Annotated in this window: 11 protein-coding genes; 5 read left to right on the top strand and 6 right to left on the bottom strand. The window is 65.5% G+C overall.

The genetic code is table 11. The features are described 5' to 3' along the window. Window positions 1-11: 11 nt before the first annotated feature. Window positions 12-341 carry a DUF3579 domain-containing protein gene (locus QZM67_RS11295; protein WP_301802787.1) on the top strand — a complete coding sequence of 110 codons (330 nt, stop codon included), beginning with the start codon at window positions 12-14 and terminating at the stop codon, window positions 339-341. 270 nt (window positions 342-611) lie between these two features. Next, on the top strand, window positions 612-1,463 hold the full coding sequence (locus tag QZM67_RS11290) for an alpha/beta fold hydrolase (RefSeq protein WP_301802785.1): 852 nt from the start codon (window positions 612-614) through the stop codon (window positions 1,461-1,463). Window positions 1,464-1,589: 126 nt separating this feature from the next. Here QZM67_RS11290 and QZM67_RS11285 read toward each other — a convergent pair whose 3' ends face one another. Both QZM67_RS11285 and QZM67_RS11280 read right to left on the bottom strand, forming a co-directional pair. After that, window positions 1,590-2,528 (bottom strand): hypothetical protein, encoded by a 939-nt coding sequence (locus QZM67_RS11285; protein WP_301802783.1) that lies wholly within the window; start codon window positions 2,526-2,528, stop codon window positions 1,590-1,592. A 122-nt stretch (window positions 2,529-2,650) separates the two neighbouring features. Continuing rightward, complete coding sequence (locus QZM67_RS11280; protein ID WP_301802781.1) at window positions 2,651-3,094, bottom strand: PACE efflux transporter; 444 nt, start codon at window positions 3,092-3,094, stop codon at window positions 2,651-2,653. A gap of 99 nt (window positions 3,095-3,193) precedes the next feature. On the opposite strand from QZM67_RS11280, the gene QZM67_RS11275 reads away from it, so the two are divergent. Continuing rightward, window positions 3,194-4,084 (top strand): LysR family transcriptional regulator, encoded by an 891-nt coding sequence (locus QZM67_RS11275; protein WP_175022865.1) that lies wholly within the window; start codon window positions 3,194-3,196, stop codon window positions 4,082-4,084. A gap of 27 nt (window positions 4,085-4,111) precedes the next feature. Here the strand turns inward: QZM67_RS11275 and QZM67_RS11270 are convergent, their stop codons facing one another. Next, on the bottom strand, window positions 4,112-5,083 hold the full coding sequence (locus tag QZM67_RS11270; RefSeq protein ID WP_175022867.1) for a LysR family transcriptional regulator: 972 nt from the start codon (window positions 5,081-5,083) through the stop codon (window positions 4,112-4,114). A 141-nt stretch (window positions 5,084-5,224) separates the two neighbouring features. Between QZM67_RS11270 and QZM67_RS11265 the strand changes: the two genes are divergently transcribed. Next, window positions 5,225-6,529, top strand: a complete 1,305-nt coding sequence (locus QZM67_RS11265) for an MFS transporter (protein WP_301802778.1) — start codon at window positions 5,225-5,227, stop codon at window positions 6,527-6,529. 66 nt (window positions 6,530-6,595) lie between these two features. After that, window positions 6,596-8,089 (top strand): M81 family metallopeptidase, encoded by a 1,494-nt coding sequence (locus QZM67_RS11260; RefSeq protein WP_301802775.1) that lies wholly within the window; start codon window positions 6,596-6,598, stop codon window positions 8,087-8,089. Between the two features lie 333 nt (window positions 8,090-8,422). Here QZM67_RS11260 and QZM67_RS11255 read toward each other — a convergent pair whose 3' ends face one another. From QZM67_RS11255 to ceoB, 3 genes are all read right to left on the bottom strand, one after another. Continuing rightward, on the bottom strand, window positions 8,423-10,639 hold the full coding sequence (locus QZM67_RS11255; protein ID WP_301802772.1) for a hypothetical protein: 2,217 nt from the start codon (window positions 10,637-10,639) through the stop codon (window positions 8,423-8,425). Between the two features lie 740 nt (window positions 10,640-11,379). Beyond that, the gene (opcM, locus tag QZM67_RS11250; RefSeq protein WP_301802768.1) at window positions 11,380-12,921 is read right to left on the bottom strand and encodes a multidrug efflux transporter outer membrane subunit OpcM; all 1,542 of its coding nucleotides are present in this window, start codon (window positions 12,919-12,921) and stop codon (window positions 11,380-11,382) included. Between the two features lie 10 nt (window positions 12,922-12,931). After that, window positions 12,932-16,132 (bottom strand): multidrug efflux RND transporter permease subunit CeoB, encoded by a 3,201-nt coding sequence (gene ceoB / locus QZM67_RS11245; RefSeq protein WP_043180921.1) that lies wholly within the window; start codon window positions 16,130-16,132, stop codon window positions 12,932-12,934. Window positions 16,133-16,138 lie beyond the last annotated feature (6 nt).

Here is a 16,138-nt window from a genome sequence, read left to right as displayed (position 1 = left end):
ACACGCACAGCATGGATCGCATCGAAGTCACCGCACAGGGCCGCCTCGCCGGCCACCTGATCCGCGGCGTCACGCACGCGCAGAAAACCTTCCGCCCGAGCGACTGGCCCGAGCGCCTCGCGGGCGTCATCACGCTGTTCGTCGGCGAACGGCGGCCCGGCTATCCGTGCGCGCTGTCGCGGCTCGCGATGCCCGTCGTCGACGGCGGCGCCAAATGCCTGTTCGTGTCGGACGAATTACGCACCGTGTGCGCGGACGCATTCGACTTCGCGATGCAGTTCGCGGCCGACAACGACCTCCCCGTCGAGCTTCAGACCGCGCCCGCCCTGACGGTGCGCTGACACGCGGGCCGCTTTCGCGGCTCGCGGCCTTCCCGTTTTCCAAACGTGCGATGCGCCGGTGCGCAGGCCCCCGCTCGCCCCTTTTCCGGCCATTCCGGCACCACGGCCAATCGTTAGACGATTGAAAGCATCGACACCCTTCCCCCTCCGACAAGGGTTTGCGGCCGAGCCATCAATAAAATTGATCGTGACGATGAAAATTATGCGTTTTCCTTGCAGGTCGCCGTGATGCATAGTTGCGTCGTGTTGACGCACCTTTGAGTTTTTCAGATGAACATGCGAATCGAGCCGTCCGTGCTCGCGAACCCCGACCTGCAATTTGCGACGCTTTCGTCAGGCATCAGCCTGCCGTATGTCGAGCGGGGCAGCGGCGCGCCGATGGTGTTCGTGCACGGCTCGCTGTGCGACTACCGCTACTGGGATCCGCAGCTCGCCTCGCTGTCGGCCCACTACCGCTGCATCGCGCCGAGCCTCAGCCATTACTGGCCGGCCGTCGAAGCGGGCATCCAGGACGAGTTCGGCTGGCAGAACCACGTCAACGAGCTCGCCGAATTCATCGACGCGCTCGATCTCGGCCCCGTGCACCTGGTCGGCCACTCGCGCGGCGGCAGCGTCGCGTTCAACGTCGCACGCCAGCATCCGCACCTCGTCGAGTCGCTGACGCTCGCCGATCCGGGCGGCCCGCTGCAACAGCCGGGCGTGCGCGAAGCCGCGCTGCCGGCCGCCGCAATCGCGCTGCGCACGCAGGCCGTGAACCTGATCGGGCAAGGCGACGTCGAATCGGGCCTCGAGATGTTCGTCGATTCCGTGAGCCTGCCGGGCGCCTGGAAGAAGAGCACGTCGCGTTTCCGCACGATGGCGATCGACAACGCGAGCACGCTGCCGAAGCAGTTGCGCGACCCGCTGCCCGCGTACTCGCAGCACGCGGCCGGCGACATCGCATGCCGCACGCTGCTGATCGACGGCCAGCGCAGCCCGAAGATGTTCCGCAACAACGTCGATACGCTGTCGCAGTGGATCGGCAATGCGCAACGGCAAACCGTTGCCGGCGCATCGCACGGGATGAACGCGGCGAGCCCCGCCGTGTTCAACCGTTACGTGCACGAGTTCATCGCCGCGTAAGTGCGCCCGGGCGGCTTCTGCGCCGCCCGTTCTCCTCGCCGTTCAACGACGATGCGGATACGTGGGGGCCGGCGCATTCGCCATGCGTCCGGCGAGGCGATCCGAGGCAGCGCGGCAGTCTGGCCGTTATCGGCAGGTCACGCGGACGGACGGCCCGCCCTGCGCAACGACGAGGTCGCGGCCGTTGCGGTCGCTGCCGACACCCGTTTCGGTGTATGAGTAGACGGGCTGGTACGTGCCGCCGTCGTAGCGGTAATACGTCGCCTGATGCTCACCCATGCTGATCCGGGCCAGCGTCTTGAGGTCGGGCCACCCGTTGCAGGTGGTACCGAGCACGCCGACCGGGCCGTCGTCGACGCCCAGCAGCGGTTCGAATCCGCGCTTGCGCGCACGGTACAGCCATTGATTTGCGTTGACCTGGTTCCCGCTCATCTCGCAGCTCACGAACAGCATCTTGCCGTGCGGGCCCTCGCAGGTTTGCGCAGTCACCGCTTCGTCGCCGCATTCGCCGGCAAGCGCCTTGCGTACACGTGTGCCGAGCGGTGCCAGCGCGCGATCGGCACGCGCATCGACCGGCGCGCTCGTGCACAGGCCGTTGCCGCGCGGCCACACGGGATGCGCATGCAGGTACAGCGGCGACAGCGCACCGATCACGGCATCCAGTTCGCGATCGAGACATCGCGTGTCCTTGCAGCGCCCGATTGCCCGGTTCTGCGCATCGATCTTCTCGTCGATATTCCACGGGTCGTCCACCACCGCAAGCGTCGCGTACTGGAGAAACCGCGCGGTAAACACCTTCTCCGCCAACACGACGTTGTCGCAGGTGCCGGGCGGCAGCGCGGCACGCGCGGCGGCAGCCGCCTTCAACAGATCGTCATCCGGGTCGTCGCTCAGCTTGCGCACGTCGACGCACGGCTTGAGCAGCAATTGCGTCGAGGCGTAACCGTTATCGGCCTGTTCGCTGCGCGGCAGCACCCTCGGCCCTTCCGCCTGCGCGGGCGATGCAACGATGAATGCGCCGGCAAGCCACGCCACGCAGGATATCGACGTCTTTCGAATGCTCATCGGTTTGAACGGCCCGTTCGGGGCATGAATCGCGACGGATTACCGTCGGGCATGCGGCCCGCACGCCCGAACGATGCTTTGCGCGATTGTAGCGGCTGCCTGCGGACGCGCCGCGCCGTCGCTTACCAGACCGCCGGCTCCGCCTTGCGCGTGACCGCATCCGGCAGCCCGAACACGCTGTCGAACGCCCAGTTGTACGCGAACGTGAAGATCGGGAAGAACACGATCAGCACCGCGTCGTACAGGAACGCTTGCAGCAACGACACATCGAGCCACCATGCGATCAGCGGGATCAGGAACGTCACGAGCGCAACCTGGAAGCCGATCGCATGCAGCACGCGGCGCCCGACCGTGCGCGTCGTCGCCGCGCGCTTGCGCTCCCACGCCTCGAACGCGAGGTTGTACAGGAAATTGACGATGACGCCCGTCGTCGAGATCATCACCCCCATCAGGCCGCTCGTCGCCACGCTCGCGCCGCTCAGCATGCCGAGCACCGACGATGCGATCAGGATGCCGAGCACCTCGAACATCACGACGTAGACTATGCGTCTCTTCCACCCTTGCATGACCATCCACCTTCTATCGAACAAGGTGGCGAGACTATCAGCGGGTAATGCGTCCGCAAAAGTCAGGTCCTTTCAATTTTTCTGACAGGAGGCCCGCGCATGCTGACCAGCGACCACATCGACATGCTGCTGACCGTCATCGACAAAGGCTCGTTTTCCGCCGCCGCACGGGCGCTCGGCCGCACGCCGTCGGCGATCAGCATGGCGATCGCGAACCTCGAGGCCGAACTCGGCCTCGTGCTGTTCGACCGCGCCACACGCGAACCGACGCCGACCGCCGCGATGGCCGCGCTGCTGCCCGACGCGCGGTCGATCGCCGGGCAGTTGCAGGTGTTGCGCGCACACGCACAGCACCTGTCGGAAGGCGTCGAAGACACGCTGCGGCTCGGCGTCGCGGCCGAAATCGACCCAGCGCCCGTCGCCCGCGCGCTGATGGCGGTCGCCGCGAAGTATCCGGCGCTCGCCATCAGCGTCGTCACGGCGCCGCAGGACGCGATCGTCGACGCGCTGCATCGCACTGCCATCGATCTCTGTGTGGCTTACTGCGGGCTCGACCTGCATCCGCAGGAGCAGATCCATGCGCTGTGGACGGAGACACGCGTCGCGGTCGCCGCGCCGAGCCATCCGGCCATCGCCGAATGCGCGCAGCCCGAGGCGATCGAGCGGCTGTCCGGCTTCCGGCAGATCGTGATCGCCGATCCCGAGCGGCCGCTGACCGACGTGCGGCCGTTGATCGGCAACCGCTCGTGGAAGGTGACCGACATGGCCACCGCGATCGCGCTCGTGAAGGCCGGACACGGCTGGGCGAACCTGCCGGAATCCGTGATCGGCCGATACGTCGCCGACGGCGAACTCGCGCCGCTCGTGTTCGCCAACATCCGCAACGGGCTGCCGCTGCCCGTGTACCTGCGGCGGCCGAAACACACGGGGCTCGGCAAGGCGGCGAGCGAACTGCTTCGCGCGCTGCGGGCGGGCCGCGACGCCACCTGATCGTTGCATGCGGCGGCCCGGCACGCACTATCGAGTGCGCCGGGCCGCCCGCTTCCGCGTCGCCGCCTTGTTCCGGCCGGCGCCATCCGCCGTCGCGAACATCTTCATGTCGTGCAGCAAGCAGTTCAGCAACGTGTCGGCCGCCACGCCGAGCGGCCGCCCCATCTTCACCAGCAGGCGCGCCTTCGCGGAATCGAACAACGGATGCTCGATCGGCAGCGCGACGAGTTCGCCGCTCTCCAGCTCGCGATAGGCCGCAAACGCGCCGATCAGCGTGACCCCTTCATGGCGCTTGACGAAATGACGCAGCACCGCAAGCGAGTTGGTCGTCAGCGTCGGGCGGATCGGCAGGTTCTCCGTATAGGCGAGCATCTGCGCAACCTGACCGAGGCCGAAGGCCGGCGGCATCAGCGCGAGCGGATACGCGCCGAGCTCGTGCGCGCGCACCGCGCCGCCGCGTACCGCGAATGGATGGCCCGCGTGGACGAGCGCCACCACCGGCTGCGACGACGTCGCGAGATACCGGATCTCCGGATGCGCGGGCGGGTTGTACGCCAGCCCGATATGCGCGCGGCTCTCGGCCACCTCCTGCAGCACGTTGTTGACGGGCAGCACGTCGACGATCACGTCGAGCTTCGGATAACGCATGCAGAAATCGGTCAGCACCTCGTCCATCAGCACGTCGACATAGCCTTCGCTGGTCACGATGCGCACCTGGCCGGACTGCAGCCGCCGCAGCGCCTGCAACCGCTCCTCGAACAGTTCCTGCTGCGAGCGGCAACCGCGCCAGTATTCGAGCAGATGCGCGGCAGCCTCGGTCGGCCGCACGCCACGCGCCTGGCGCTCGAACAGTTCGACGCCGATTTCCTCCTCGAGCAGCCGGATCTGCCGCGTGATCACCGACGGCGCGGTGTTGATGCTGTCGGCTGCGCCGCGGATCGAGCCGTGGGTCAGGACTTCATGAAAGTAGCGCAAGCGGCGCTGGTTCAGTTCGCGCATGGGGATTCCGGTTCATCGCAGTGTGTTGCCTGTTGAGCAACATTAGCTCATGGAAGTTGCTCTTGCTCTGCTTTTTCGTCTCTCCGACGATGCAGCAACCAAGATCCCTGTTGCAAGTCGCCCACGTCACCGGAGACAGATATGTCCGCCGTTTCCTCCTTCCGCCATCCGGCGGCCCAGGACAGCGCCCCCGTGCAGGCCCTGTATCGCAAGCTGAACTGGCGCCTGCTGCCGCTCCTGCTGCTGTGCTACACGTTCGCCTATCTGGACCGGGTGAACATCGGCTTCGCGAAGCTGCACATGCAGAGCGCGCTCGGCTTCTCCGACGCCGCGTACGGCCTCGGTGCCGGCATCTTCTTTCTCGGCTACGTGCTGTTCGAGATTCCGAGCAACCTGCTGCTGCCCAGGATCGGCGCACGCAAGACCATCAGCCGGATCATGGTGCTATGGGGCCTGACGTCGGCCGCCATGATGTTCGCGCGCGACGAAACCTCGTTCTACGTGCTGCGATTCCTGCTCGGCGTGTTCGAGGCCGGCTTCGCGCCGGGGATGATCTTCTACCTGACGTACTGGTACAGCACGCGGCGCATGGCTGGCGTGATGGCGGTCGTGATGCTCGCCGGCCCGATCGGCGGCATCGTCGGCTCGCCGCTGTCGACCTGGCTGATGACCGCCTTCGACGGCGCACACGGCCTGGCCGGCTGGCAATGGATGTTCGTCGTCGAAGGCCTGCCGTGCGCGTTGCTCGGCCTCTTCGTCCTCAAGGTGCTGGCCGACCGGCCCGACGATGCGGCGTGGCTGACCGACCGCGAAAAAAGCCTGCTCGCATCCGAGCTGCACACGCCCGCGGCCGGCCACCATGCGTTCGGGCAGGCGGCACGCGACCCGCGCGTCTACCTGCTGGCCTTCGCCTACTTCACGATGATCTGCGGGATCTACGCGGTCAGCTTCTGGCTGCCGTCGATCCTCAAGGCGAACGGCGTGACCGACACGATGCAGATCGGCTTCTACTCGATGATTCCGTATATCGCGGCCGCAGGCGCGATGCTCGTGATCGGCCGACGCTCGGATCGACGCGGCGAACGCCGGCTGCACAGCGCGGTGTCGGCGCTGGTCGCGGCGGCCGCGCTGGCCGCCGCGACCTTCTCCGACGGCAACCTCGCGATATCGCTCGTCTGCATGACGATCGCGACGGCGCTGACGTGGGCCGCCTATACCGTGTTCTGGGCGATCCCGTCGCAATACCTGACTGGCAACGCGGCCGCCGGCGGTATCGCGCTCATCAACACGATCGGCCTGATCGGCGGCTTCCTCAGCCCGACCGTCATCGGCGAGATCCGCACCGCGACCGGCAGCATGCAGGCCGGGCTGCTGGTGATCGTCGCCTTGATGGTCGCCGGCGCCTTGACGCTGATCATGAACCGCCTCCCCGTCGCGACGCGGTGACCTGTCGCGCGGCCGGCATCACGCACACGTGCCGCATTCGTCCACTGTCTTACTGAAATCCATGTCATGACCCAACGCATCCTGGTTGCCGGCTTCCAGCACGAAACCAATACCTTCGCACCCACCAAGGCCGCGTATGCCAACTTCGAACGCGGCGAGGGGTTTCCGGCGCTCGTGCGCGGCGCCGACGTGCTCGCACTGCGCGACGTCAACATTCCGGCGGGCGGCTTCATCACCGCGGCGGAGCGGCGCGGCTGGCACGTGCTGCCGGTGATCTGGGCCGGCGCCAGCCCGTCGGCGCACGTCACCGAGGACGCATTCGAACGCATCGCCATCGAGATCGTCGATGCGGCGCGACGCGGCGGCTGCGATGCGGTGTATCTCGACCTGCACGGCGCGATGGTCGCCGAGCACACCGATGACGGCGAAGGCACCCTGCTCGAGCGCGTACGCGACGCGGTCGGCCCGGCCGTGCCGGTGATCGCGTCGCTCGACCTGCACGCGAACGTGACCGACCGGATGCTGAGCCGCGCCGACGCGCTGGTCGCCTTTCGCACGTATCCGCACGTCGACATGGCCGAAACCGGCGAACGCGCGGCCGCGTTGCTCGAACGCCTGCTCGCGGGCGGCAAGCCGCTGCGTCGCGCGGCGCGACGCCTGCCATTCCTGATTCCGATCAACGGGATGTGCACGCTGCTCGATCCCGCACGCACGCTGTACGCACAACTCGCGGCGCTGGAGACCGGCGGCGTGGTTTCGCTGTCGTTCGCGCCGGGCTTCCCGGCGGCGGACTTCCCGGAGTGCGGGCCGGTCATCTGGGGATATGGCGACACCGACGCGGTGGATACCGCCGTGCAGACGCTGTACGACACGATGCTGGCCGACGAGGCGAAGTGGCAGGTGCCGTTCCTGACGCCCGACGATGCCGTGCTCGAGGCCATGCGGCTCGCGGCGGATGCAAGCAAGCCGGTCGTGATCGCCGACACGCAGGACAACCCTGGTGCGGGCGGCGATTCGAATACGACCGGCCTGCTTCGCGCGCTCCTTCGCCATGGCGCGCAGGATGCGGCGCTGGGCCTGCTATGGGATCCGGCGGCCGTCGCAGCGGCGTGGCGTGCCGGTGTCGGTGCGCGCGTCGAACTGTCGCTCGGCGGCTCCGGCGTGCCGGGCGACGAACCGTTTCGCGGATGCTTCGAGGTCGTCGCGCTATCCGACGGCGTGTGCCGCTACGACGGCCCGATGATGAACGGCATGCAGGCCGACGTCGGGCCGGTAGCGTGCCTGCGGATCGACGGCGTGCGCATCGTCGTGAGCGCCGGCAAGGCCCAGATGCTCGATCGCAATCTTTATCGCGTGGGCGGCGTCGAGCCCGAAGCGATGAAGATCCTCGTCAACAAGAGTTCGGTGCACTTTCGCGCCGACTTCCAGGACATCGCACACGCGGTGCTGGTTGCCAAGGCGCCGGGACCGATGCAGGCCGATCCGGCAGACCTGCCGTGGACGCGGCTCGCACGCGGAATGCGGACGCGGCCGATGGGGGATGCGTTCGAAGGCGTGTGATGTGGTGAAGCGCAAGCGGTTGATGCGAGCGCGATCGCGCGGTAGCTTGCCGCGCGATTTGCTGGCGGCAATTATGCGGGGGGCGGTGCGCGGCGGGATGCCGTCGCACCGTTGGAAGGGGGTTGGCGGGGCTGACCGTTAGTTGCGGTGTGGGGTGCGGAACTTGAGCCGATACGTAGTGATGCAATAAAAAAGGGGCTTCGTGGATTTCCGTGGATGTCGTTTGGCGACCCACAACAGCCGATAGACCGTAGGAAATCGGGTGACTGGTCAGCGAACTTCTCCGACCATCCCGGCAAGCTCAGAATCGATACCTGGTACGCAGGCTTCAGCTCATTGTGATGCGGCGCGCACACTCGCTGATACATCCACCGAACCAAAGGCGACAGCTATGCTCAGGCAATTCATCCCTTGCGCATCGCGCAGGAGCGGATCGCCACCGAATCGATGCATCAGGTCAAAAGCCTCCTTGCAATCACTCTCCGCGGCGAGCATAAGAGGGGTTCGACCCGGCGCGGGATAGCGGTGAGGTGCGTTAGGATCCGCCTTATGGACCAGCAACGATTCAATGATGCTTAGTAGGTTTGACAGTGTATGCCGCGCTGACTGCTCCGCCACCTGGGCGTCCAAGCATCTCTCGAGTAGTTCCGCATAGCGCGGATCATCACGCAGGGTCCTAATAGCGCCTCCGTCGCCGAAGGTGCCGGCTAAGCTGACGTTGTATCGCCGGAAAGCCTCGCGCTGCATTTCGTCCGGAGCCTCTGAGAAGGAACGCTGCAGCTTAGCGCGCAGGACATCCGGGTTCTTTACAATCGCTACCTTGGAGAGCGCATAGTACAGGGGCGTCTGGTCCGCGACGTCGGCTCTCAAATCAGCCGTTGCACCCATGGACAGAAGTGTTTCGACCACGACGGGCTCGCCCAGATCGACAGCGCACAAAAGAGGCGTGAGTCGCTTCTTAGCAGTAACGCTGTTGATCGTGGCAGCCGAATGCGGACGCCTTAGGAGCGCGTTCAATACGCGTTGGTCCACGCTTGTCATTGCACCCTGGATTGCGACCAGCAACGCGGACGCTCCACTGTCATCAAGGATATCGACCGACGCTCCCGCATTGAGTAAGGCCTCAACTGAGTTGTACTGTCCCTCGGACACAAAACGCCGAAGTTGCGTCCAACGCCTGATCTGCCCGTCCGCCGCCCTAACGGTAACGATCCGGTCCGGATTGCGCATGTCCGGCTTCTTCGTCTCAGTAGCGTCCAGCACAAGAAATGGAAGGGTGATTTCCTCTTCTCTCGATGCCTCCTGGAACCGACCGGCTGCAGGAAACAACCGCCCGAATTGTTGACGAAACTGCTCGATCTCCCAGTTTTCAAGAACGTCCTCGCGCGGGCTCGCAAATAGTCCAAAGACCACCCCGAGGTGCTTGAGCCTCTTAAGCACGGTCTTCTTTCCCAAGTGCGCTGCGACGGCAAGCACCTCCGTGACTAGCGACCGCTGTTTTTCTCCGGCTCGATAGCTTGCCCCCCGTACTGCAGCCTCGTAGTGAGAAAGCGCCGGTTCGTAGTCCGCCGAGAGCATATGCCACCGGGCCTTCAACCAGTCGACCTGAAAGTCGAATCGGTCATCCCCCGGAGACGCGCATAACATCTGCTCGAGTTGATCGAGGTCAGCTTTCGCTTTTTCCTTCTCACCGGGTTCCTTCGAGGATGTTCGCAAAAGCCGATCGTGTAAGCCTTGCCCCAGTTCGATCGATGCCGAAAACCGGTCAAGACTTGCGACAACCGCGGCCTCTAGGGATTCGCGGATCTTGCCGTCCGGCATCCCCAGTAGAAGATGCCGCCGCATCATGTTCCTGATCGGCATACCCGAGGCGCGCTCAAAGTGTGCTACCGCCCGCGCGAGCAACAGCCATCGACGGACCTGCTTGATTTTCCCTTCACGCATGGCCCCCTTTTCCTTCAGCGCTGCGGCCAGCCGGACGATGCTTTGCTGATCCGGGAGGTCAAGCCCCTTGCGCCATTTTCTGCATTTCTCGGTCTCGTTCCGATCAATATCGCTCGACGTTGGGTCGTATGCGAGCCGAGCGACCGAGTTCGTTTCGTTCATCTCTAACCATTCCATCACCGCCGCGACCGGGTGTCGGTCCGGGTCGAGGAACGTCATCGGATCCGGACCGCCCAATTCCCTCTGAATCGCGTAGATCACGTTCAGGCCGTGTGGCACGAAGTAATGTTCGATGAGGATGGGCAAGGTCTCCTCGCGCGTCAGGCTCTCGATTGCGGATCTTGAGACCAAGCCGATGTAGCTGGTATGCATGTGCCCGAACCACGGCCGGACAAACTCTCCGAAGTCTGCGTCAACGTATTTTCTCAGCGGCGCGATAAATAGCTCATCGGCGAGTGTCGGCAACAAGGACCAGTCGAACTCGCCACGGCGGGCGAGTTCGTCAACCTGTGAATTGCTGTCTTTCGTGCCGAGTGCCACGGCCATCGCACGGTACACCTCGCCGAGACGAGGAAAAGGAGGTGGAACTGTCTTTTTCGTGGTCATGCTGGACTCCTGGTCGGTATGCGCCGCAGAGCGCTATTTTTCTCACACTTGTCGTCGATCCTTTAAGCGCGCACGCCAGCACGGAAGACCTACCGTTGGAAGCGCGCGCACATTCCATCGCGATCATTACCCGCTTCGACGCTGCCGGATATCCACCGGCGCGGGGTATGCGGGCAAAACAGATTGCCTTACTTCCCGCCCCCTGAGCCCGATTGCACGTTGGCTGCCGCGGCGCTACTCGCGCGCGCCGAAAACGAACCAGCGGGCACTTGGCCGCCGTTCGCTCGCGCCGTCGCGCTCTGGATTCGTGATGCAGCAGCCTGCGTCATCGGGGTGCGCCCCGTCCCGGCCGAAGGAGTAGCGGATTTTGCGCCTGATTTAGCCATGATTTTCCCTTTCTGAGGTTGGAGTGTTGTTGCCACCACGGCAACGAAACGAACGATATCCAACGCCTTTCTGAAAATCAGCCGCGCGGGTGCCGAAAAAAATCCGGAAAATGCACAGGGACTGACGCGGCCGAAATGCCGGGCGTGCGCCCCTCCTTTCATTCGTCCACTCGTCGACAAACTTCAGCCATTCGATGTCAGAGCGCTGGCGACCCTTGATGGCCGAACGCCGACGCTCCCCCCGTAAATCCGCAATGAACCATAAAAAACCCCGGCCACGCAGGCCTAAGCCTGCATGCCGGGGTTCTTCTTTGCCTCAGAGTCGACAACCGACTCATCAACCGCCATTCACATTCACCGCGCAGCCACCTCCGCCTTCCCCGTCGCCGCGTCCCCCACCGCCGTCGCCGCCGGCGCCGCCCCCCATCCACCGCCCAACGCGCGGATCAGGTTCACGGTCGACACCGCCTGCGCGCCGGTCAACTGGTTCGACTGCAACTGCGACTGCAGCACCGAGCGCTCGCTGTCGATCACGTCGAGATAGGCAACCTCGCCTTCCTGATACTGCGTGCGCGACAACGTCGCCGCGCGCCGCGACGCGTTGACAGCCGCATCCTGCGCGCGGATCTGGTCGTCGAGCAGGCGCAGGTCGGCGAGATTGTCTTCGACCTCGCGGAACGCGACGAGCACCTGCTGCCGGTAATTCGCGACCTGCTCGTCGTACTGCGCACGCGCCTGCTGCACGCCGGCCGCACGACGCCCGCCGTCGAACAGCGGCAACGTCAGCGCAGTGCCCGCGAACGGCCCGAGCAGGAACGTGCGGCTCGACCACATGAACAGACTGCCGAGCGTCGATGCTTCATAGCCGAACGCCCCCGTGATGTCGAGCTTCGGGAAATACGCCGACTTCGCGAGGCCGATCCGCGCGTTCGCGGCCGCCATCGCACGTTCGGCCGCCGACACGTCCGGGCGGCGTTCGAGCAGCGCGGACGGCAGGCCCGGCGGCACCTTCACCGCCACCGGCACGATCGGCGTTTCCTTGAACGCGAAATCCGCAGGCGCCTTGCCGAGCAGGATCGCGAGCGCATGCTCGGACGCTGCACGCCGGCGCGCGACGCCGACCGCATCGGCCTGCGCGGTCGCCAGCTCGTTCTTCGCGCGCGACACATCGAGCTCGCTGATGTCGCCTTCGTTGAAGCGACGCTGCACGAGCTTCAGTGCCTGCTCGCGCAGCTCCACCGTCCGGCGGTACAGGTCCTGGTCGGAATCGAGCTGGCGCAGTTCGAAGTAGTTCTGCGCGACGTCCGCCTGCAGCGCGAGCTGCACCGAACGGAACAGCGCTTCGCTCTGCGCCTGGTCCGCACGCGACGCCTCGACGTTGCGGCCGACGCGGCCGAACAGGTCGGCTTCATACGACACCGTGCCCTGCGCGCGCCACAGCGTCGCATTGGTCGGACCCGTGCCCTGCGGCTGGAACTGCGACGCCGACGACAGCCCTTCGCGCGTCGGCCCGAAGCCGGCGCCGATCTGCGGGAACCATTGCGAGCGCGCCGAACGCGTCGCCGCGCGCGCTTCCTCGACCCGCGCGGCCGCGGCCTTCAGGTTCTGGTTCGCGGCAAGCGCCTGCGTCTCGAGCGAATCGAGCACCGGGTCGCCGAACACCGTCCACCATTCGCCGCGATGCGCGCCGTCCGCCGGCTCGGCCGTCTTCCACGTGCCGGCCTGTTCGCCGGCAGCCAGCGTCGGCGCTTCCTTGAACGCGGCGGGCGTCGGCGCATCCGGGCGCTTGTAGTCGGGGCCCACTGCGCACGCGGCGAGCAGCGTCGCGAGCAGGGTGCTCGCGGCCGCCACCTTCGCGAAGCGCATCAGGCCATTCGTGTTGTGCAAGTTATTCATCTTCTGGTCCTCAAGCATCCGAAGCCGGCACGCCCTGGGACGGCACACCATAGCCGGTCGAGTCCTTCCCGGCGACGTGGATCTTGCCGCCCGCGAGCGTCCGCAGCACGACGTAGAACACCGGCGTCAGCATCAGCCCGAACAGCGTCACGCCGAGCATCCCGAAGAACACCGCGACCCCCATCGCATGGCGCATTTCCGCACCGGCCCCCGTCGACGTGACGAGCGGCACCACCCCCATGATGAACGCGATCGACGTCATCAGAATCGGGCGCAGACGCAGCCGGCTCGCCTCGATCGCGGCCTCGAGCGGCGTCCTGCCGTCGTGTTCGAGTTCACGCGCGAATTCGACGATCAGGATCGCGTTCTTCGCCGACAACCCCACCAGCACCATCAAGCCGATCTGCGTGAAGATGTTGTTGTCGCCCTGCGTGAGCCACACGCCCGTCAGCGCCGACAGAATGCTCATCGGCACGATCAGGATCACCGCGAGCGGCAGCGTCAGGCTTTCATACAGCGCTGCGAGCACGAGGAACACGAGCAGCACGCTGATCGGGAACACGTACATCGCCGAATCGCCCGCAAGAATCTGCTGGTACGTGAGGTCGGTCCACTCGAACCGCACGCCGCGCGGCAGCGTTTCATGCGCGATGCGCTCGATCGCGGCCTGCGCCTGGCCCGACGAGAAGCCCGGTGCCGGGCCGCCGTTGATGTCGGCCGCCGTATAGCCGTTGTAGCGCACGACCATTTCCGGGCCGAACGTCGGCGTCACCGTGACGAGCGACGACAGCGGCACCATCTCGCCCTTGTCGTTGCGCGTCTTCAACTGCAGGATGTCGTCCGCGCGCTGGCGGAACGGCGCATCGGCCTGCACGCGCACCTGGTACACGCGCCCGAAGCGGTTGAAGTCGTTCACGTACAGCGAGCCGAGATACACCTGCATCGTGTTGAACACGTCGGTGACGGGCACGCCGAGCTGTTTCGCCTTCACGCGATCGAGATCGACGTTGAGCTGCGGCACGTTGATCTGGTAGCTCGTGAACAACGGACCGAGTTCAGGCGCCTGCTGCGCGCGCTTGATGAAGTCGTTGGTCGCATCCGCGAGCCGCGCATAGCCGACCGCGCCACGATCCTCGACCTGCATCTTGAAGCCGCCGAGCGTACCGAGGCCGAGCACCGGCGGTGGCGGGAACACCGCGACGAACGAGTCCTTCATCGCGCCGTACTTCTGGTTCAGCGCACCCGCGATCGCGCCGGCCGACAGCGCCTTGCCGTGCCGTTCCGAAAACGGCTTCAGCGTGACGAACACGATGCCCGCGCTCGAGCTGTTCGTGAAGCCGTTCACCGACAGCCCCGGGAATGCCACCGCGCTCTCGACGCCCGGCTGCTTCAGCGCGATCGAGCCCATGTCGCGGATTACCTTCTCGGTGCGGTCGAGCGACGCGCCGTTCGGCAACTGCGCGAACGCGATCAGGTACTCCTTGTCCTGCGCGGGCACGAAGCCGCCCGGCACGACCTTCGACACGAGCACGGTCGCGCCCACCAGCACGAGGTACACGCCGAGCATCACCGTCTTGCGCGACAGCACGCCGCGCACGCCGCGGCCGTAGTTCTCCGCGCCGCGATGGAACACCTTGTTGAAGCCGCGGAAGAAGCCGCCGAGCACGCGGTTCATCACGCGCGTGAGCCAGTCTTCCTTGTCGCCATGCCCTTTCAGCAGGATCGCGGACAGCGCCGGCGACAGCGTCAGCGAGTTGAACGCCGAGATCACCGTCGAGATCGCGATGGTCATCGCGAACTGCTTGTAGAACTGGCCGGTCAGGCCCGACATGAACGCGAGCGGCACGAACACGGCGACGAGCGTCAGCGCGATCGCGATGATCGGCCCGCTCACTTCCTGCATCGCCTTGTAGGTCGCCGCCCGTGCGTTCATCCCGCTCTCGATGTTGCGCTCGACGTTCTCGACCACCACGATCGCATCGTCGACCACGATCCCGATCGCGAGCACCATCCCGAACAGCGACAACGCGTTGATCGAATACCCGAACGCGAGCAGCAGCGAGAAGGTACCGACGATCGACACCGGCACCGCGATCAGCGGAATGATCGATGCGCGCCAGGTCTGCAGGAACACGATCACGACGATCACGACCAGTGCGATCGCCTCGAGCAGCGTGTGCACGACGGCCTTGATCGACGACCTCACGAACTGCGTCGGGTCATAGACGATCTTGTAGTCGATACCCGCCGGCATGTCCTGCTTCAGCTCGGCCATCGTCTTGCGCACTTCGTCCGAAATCTGCAGCGAGTTCGCGCCCGGCGACTGGTTGATCGCCATCGCGACCGCCGGCTTGTTGTCGAGCAGCGAGCGCAGCCCGTATTCGGACGCGTCGAGCTGGATCCGCGCGATATCGCGCAGGTGCGTGACGCCGCCATCCGGCGTCGTCTTCACGACGATGTCGCCGAACTCGTCTTCCGTCTGCAGACGGCCGCGCGCGTTCACCGACAATTGCAGCGGCGTACCCGGCAACGACGGCGACGCGCCGATCACGCCGGCCGCAACCTGCACGTTCTGCTCGCGGATCGCCTGCACGACGTCCTCGGCCGACAGCCCGCGCTGCGCGACCTTCTGCGGATCGAGCCATACGCGCATCGCGTAGTCGCCCGAACCCCACAGCTGCACCTGGCCGACGCCCTGGATCCGCGACAGGCGATCCTTCACGTTGATCAGCGCGTAGTTGCGCAGGTAGGTCATGTCGTAGCGGTTGTCCGGCGAGATCAGGTGGACCACCATCGTCAGCGTCGGCGAGCTCTTCACCGTCGTGATGCCGAGCCGCTGCACGTCTTCCGGCAAGCGCGGCAGCGCCTGGTTCACGCGGTTCTGCACGAGCTGCGTGGCCTTGTCCGGATCGGTGCCGAGCTTGAACGTGACGGTGATCGTCATGTTGCCGTCGCTGTTCGCCTGCGACTGCATGTAGAGCATGTCCTCGACGCCGTTGATCTGCTCTTCAAGCGGCGACGCGACCGTCTCGGCGATCACTTTCGGGTTCGCGCCCGGATACTGCGCCTTCACGATCACGGAAGGCGGCACGACTTCCGGATACTCGGAGATCGGCAGCAGGAACATCGCGATCACCCCGCCGAGCAGGATGATCACCGATAGGACTCCTGCAAAGATCGGCCGGTCGATAAAGAATTTGGAAATGTTCATGAGTGA

Source organism: Burkholderia sp. AU45251, from assembly GCF_030482905.1.
GTDB lineage: Bacteria > Pseudomonadota > Gammaproteobacteria > Burkholderiales > Burkholderiaceae > Burkholderia > Burkholderia aenigmatica.
The sequence above is the reverse complement of the archived record's forward strand: the minus strand, read 5'-3'. Positions and strand labels throughout refer to the sequence as shown.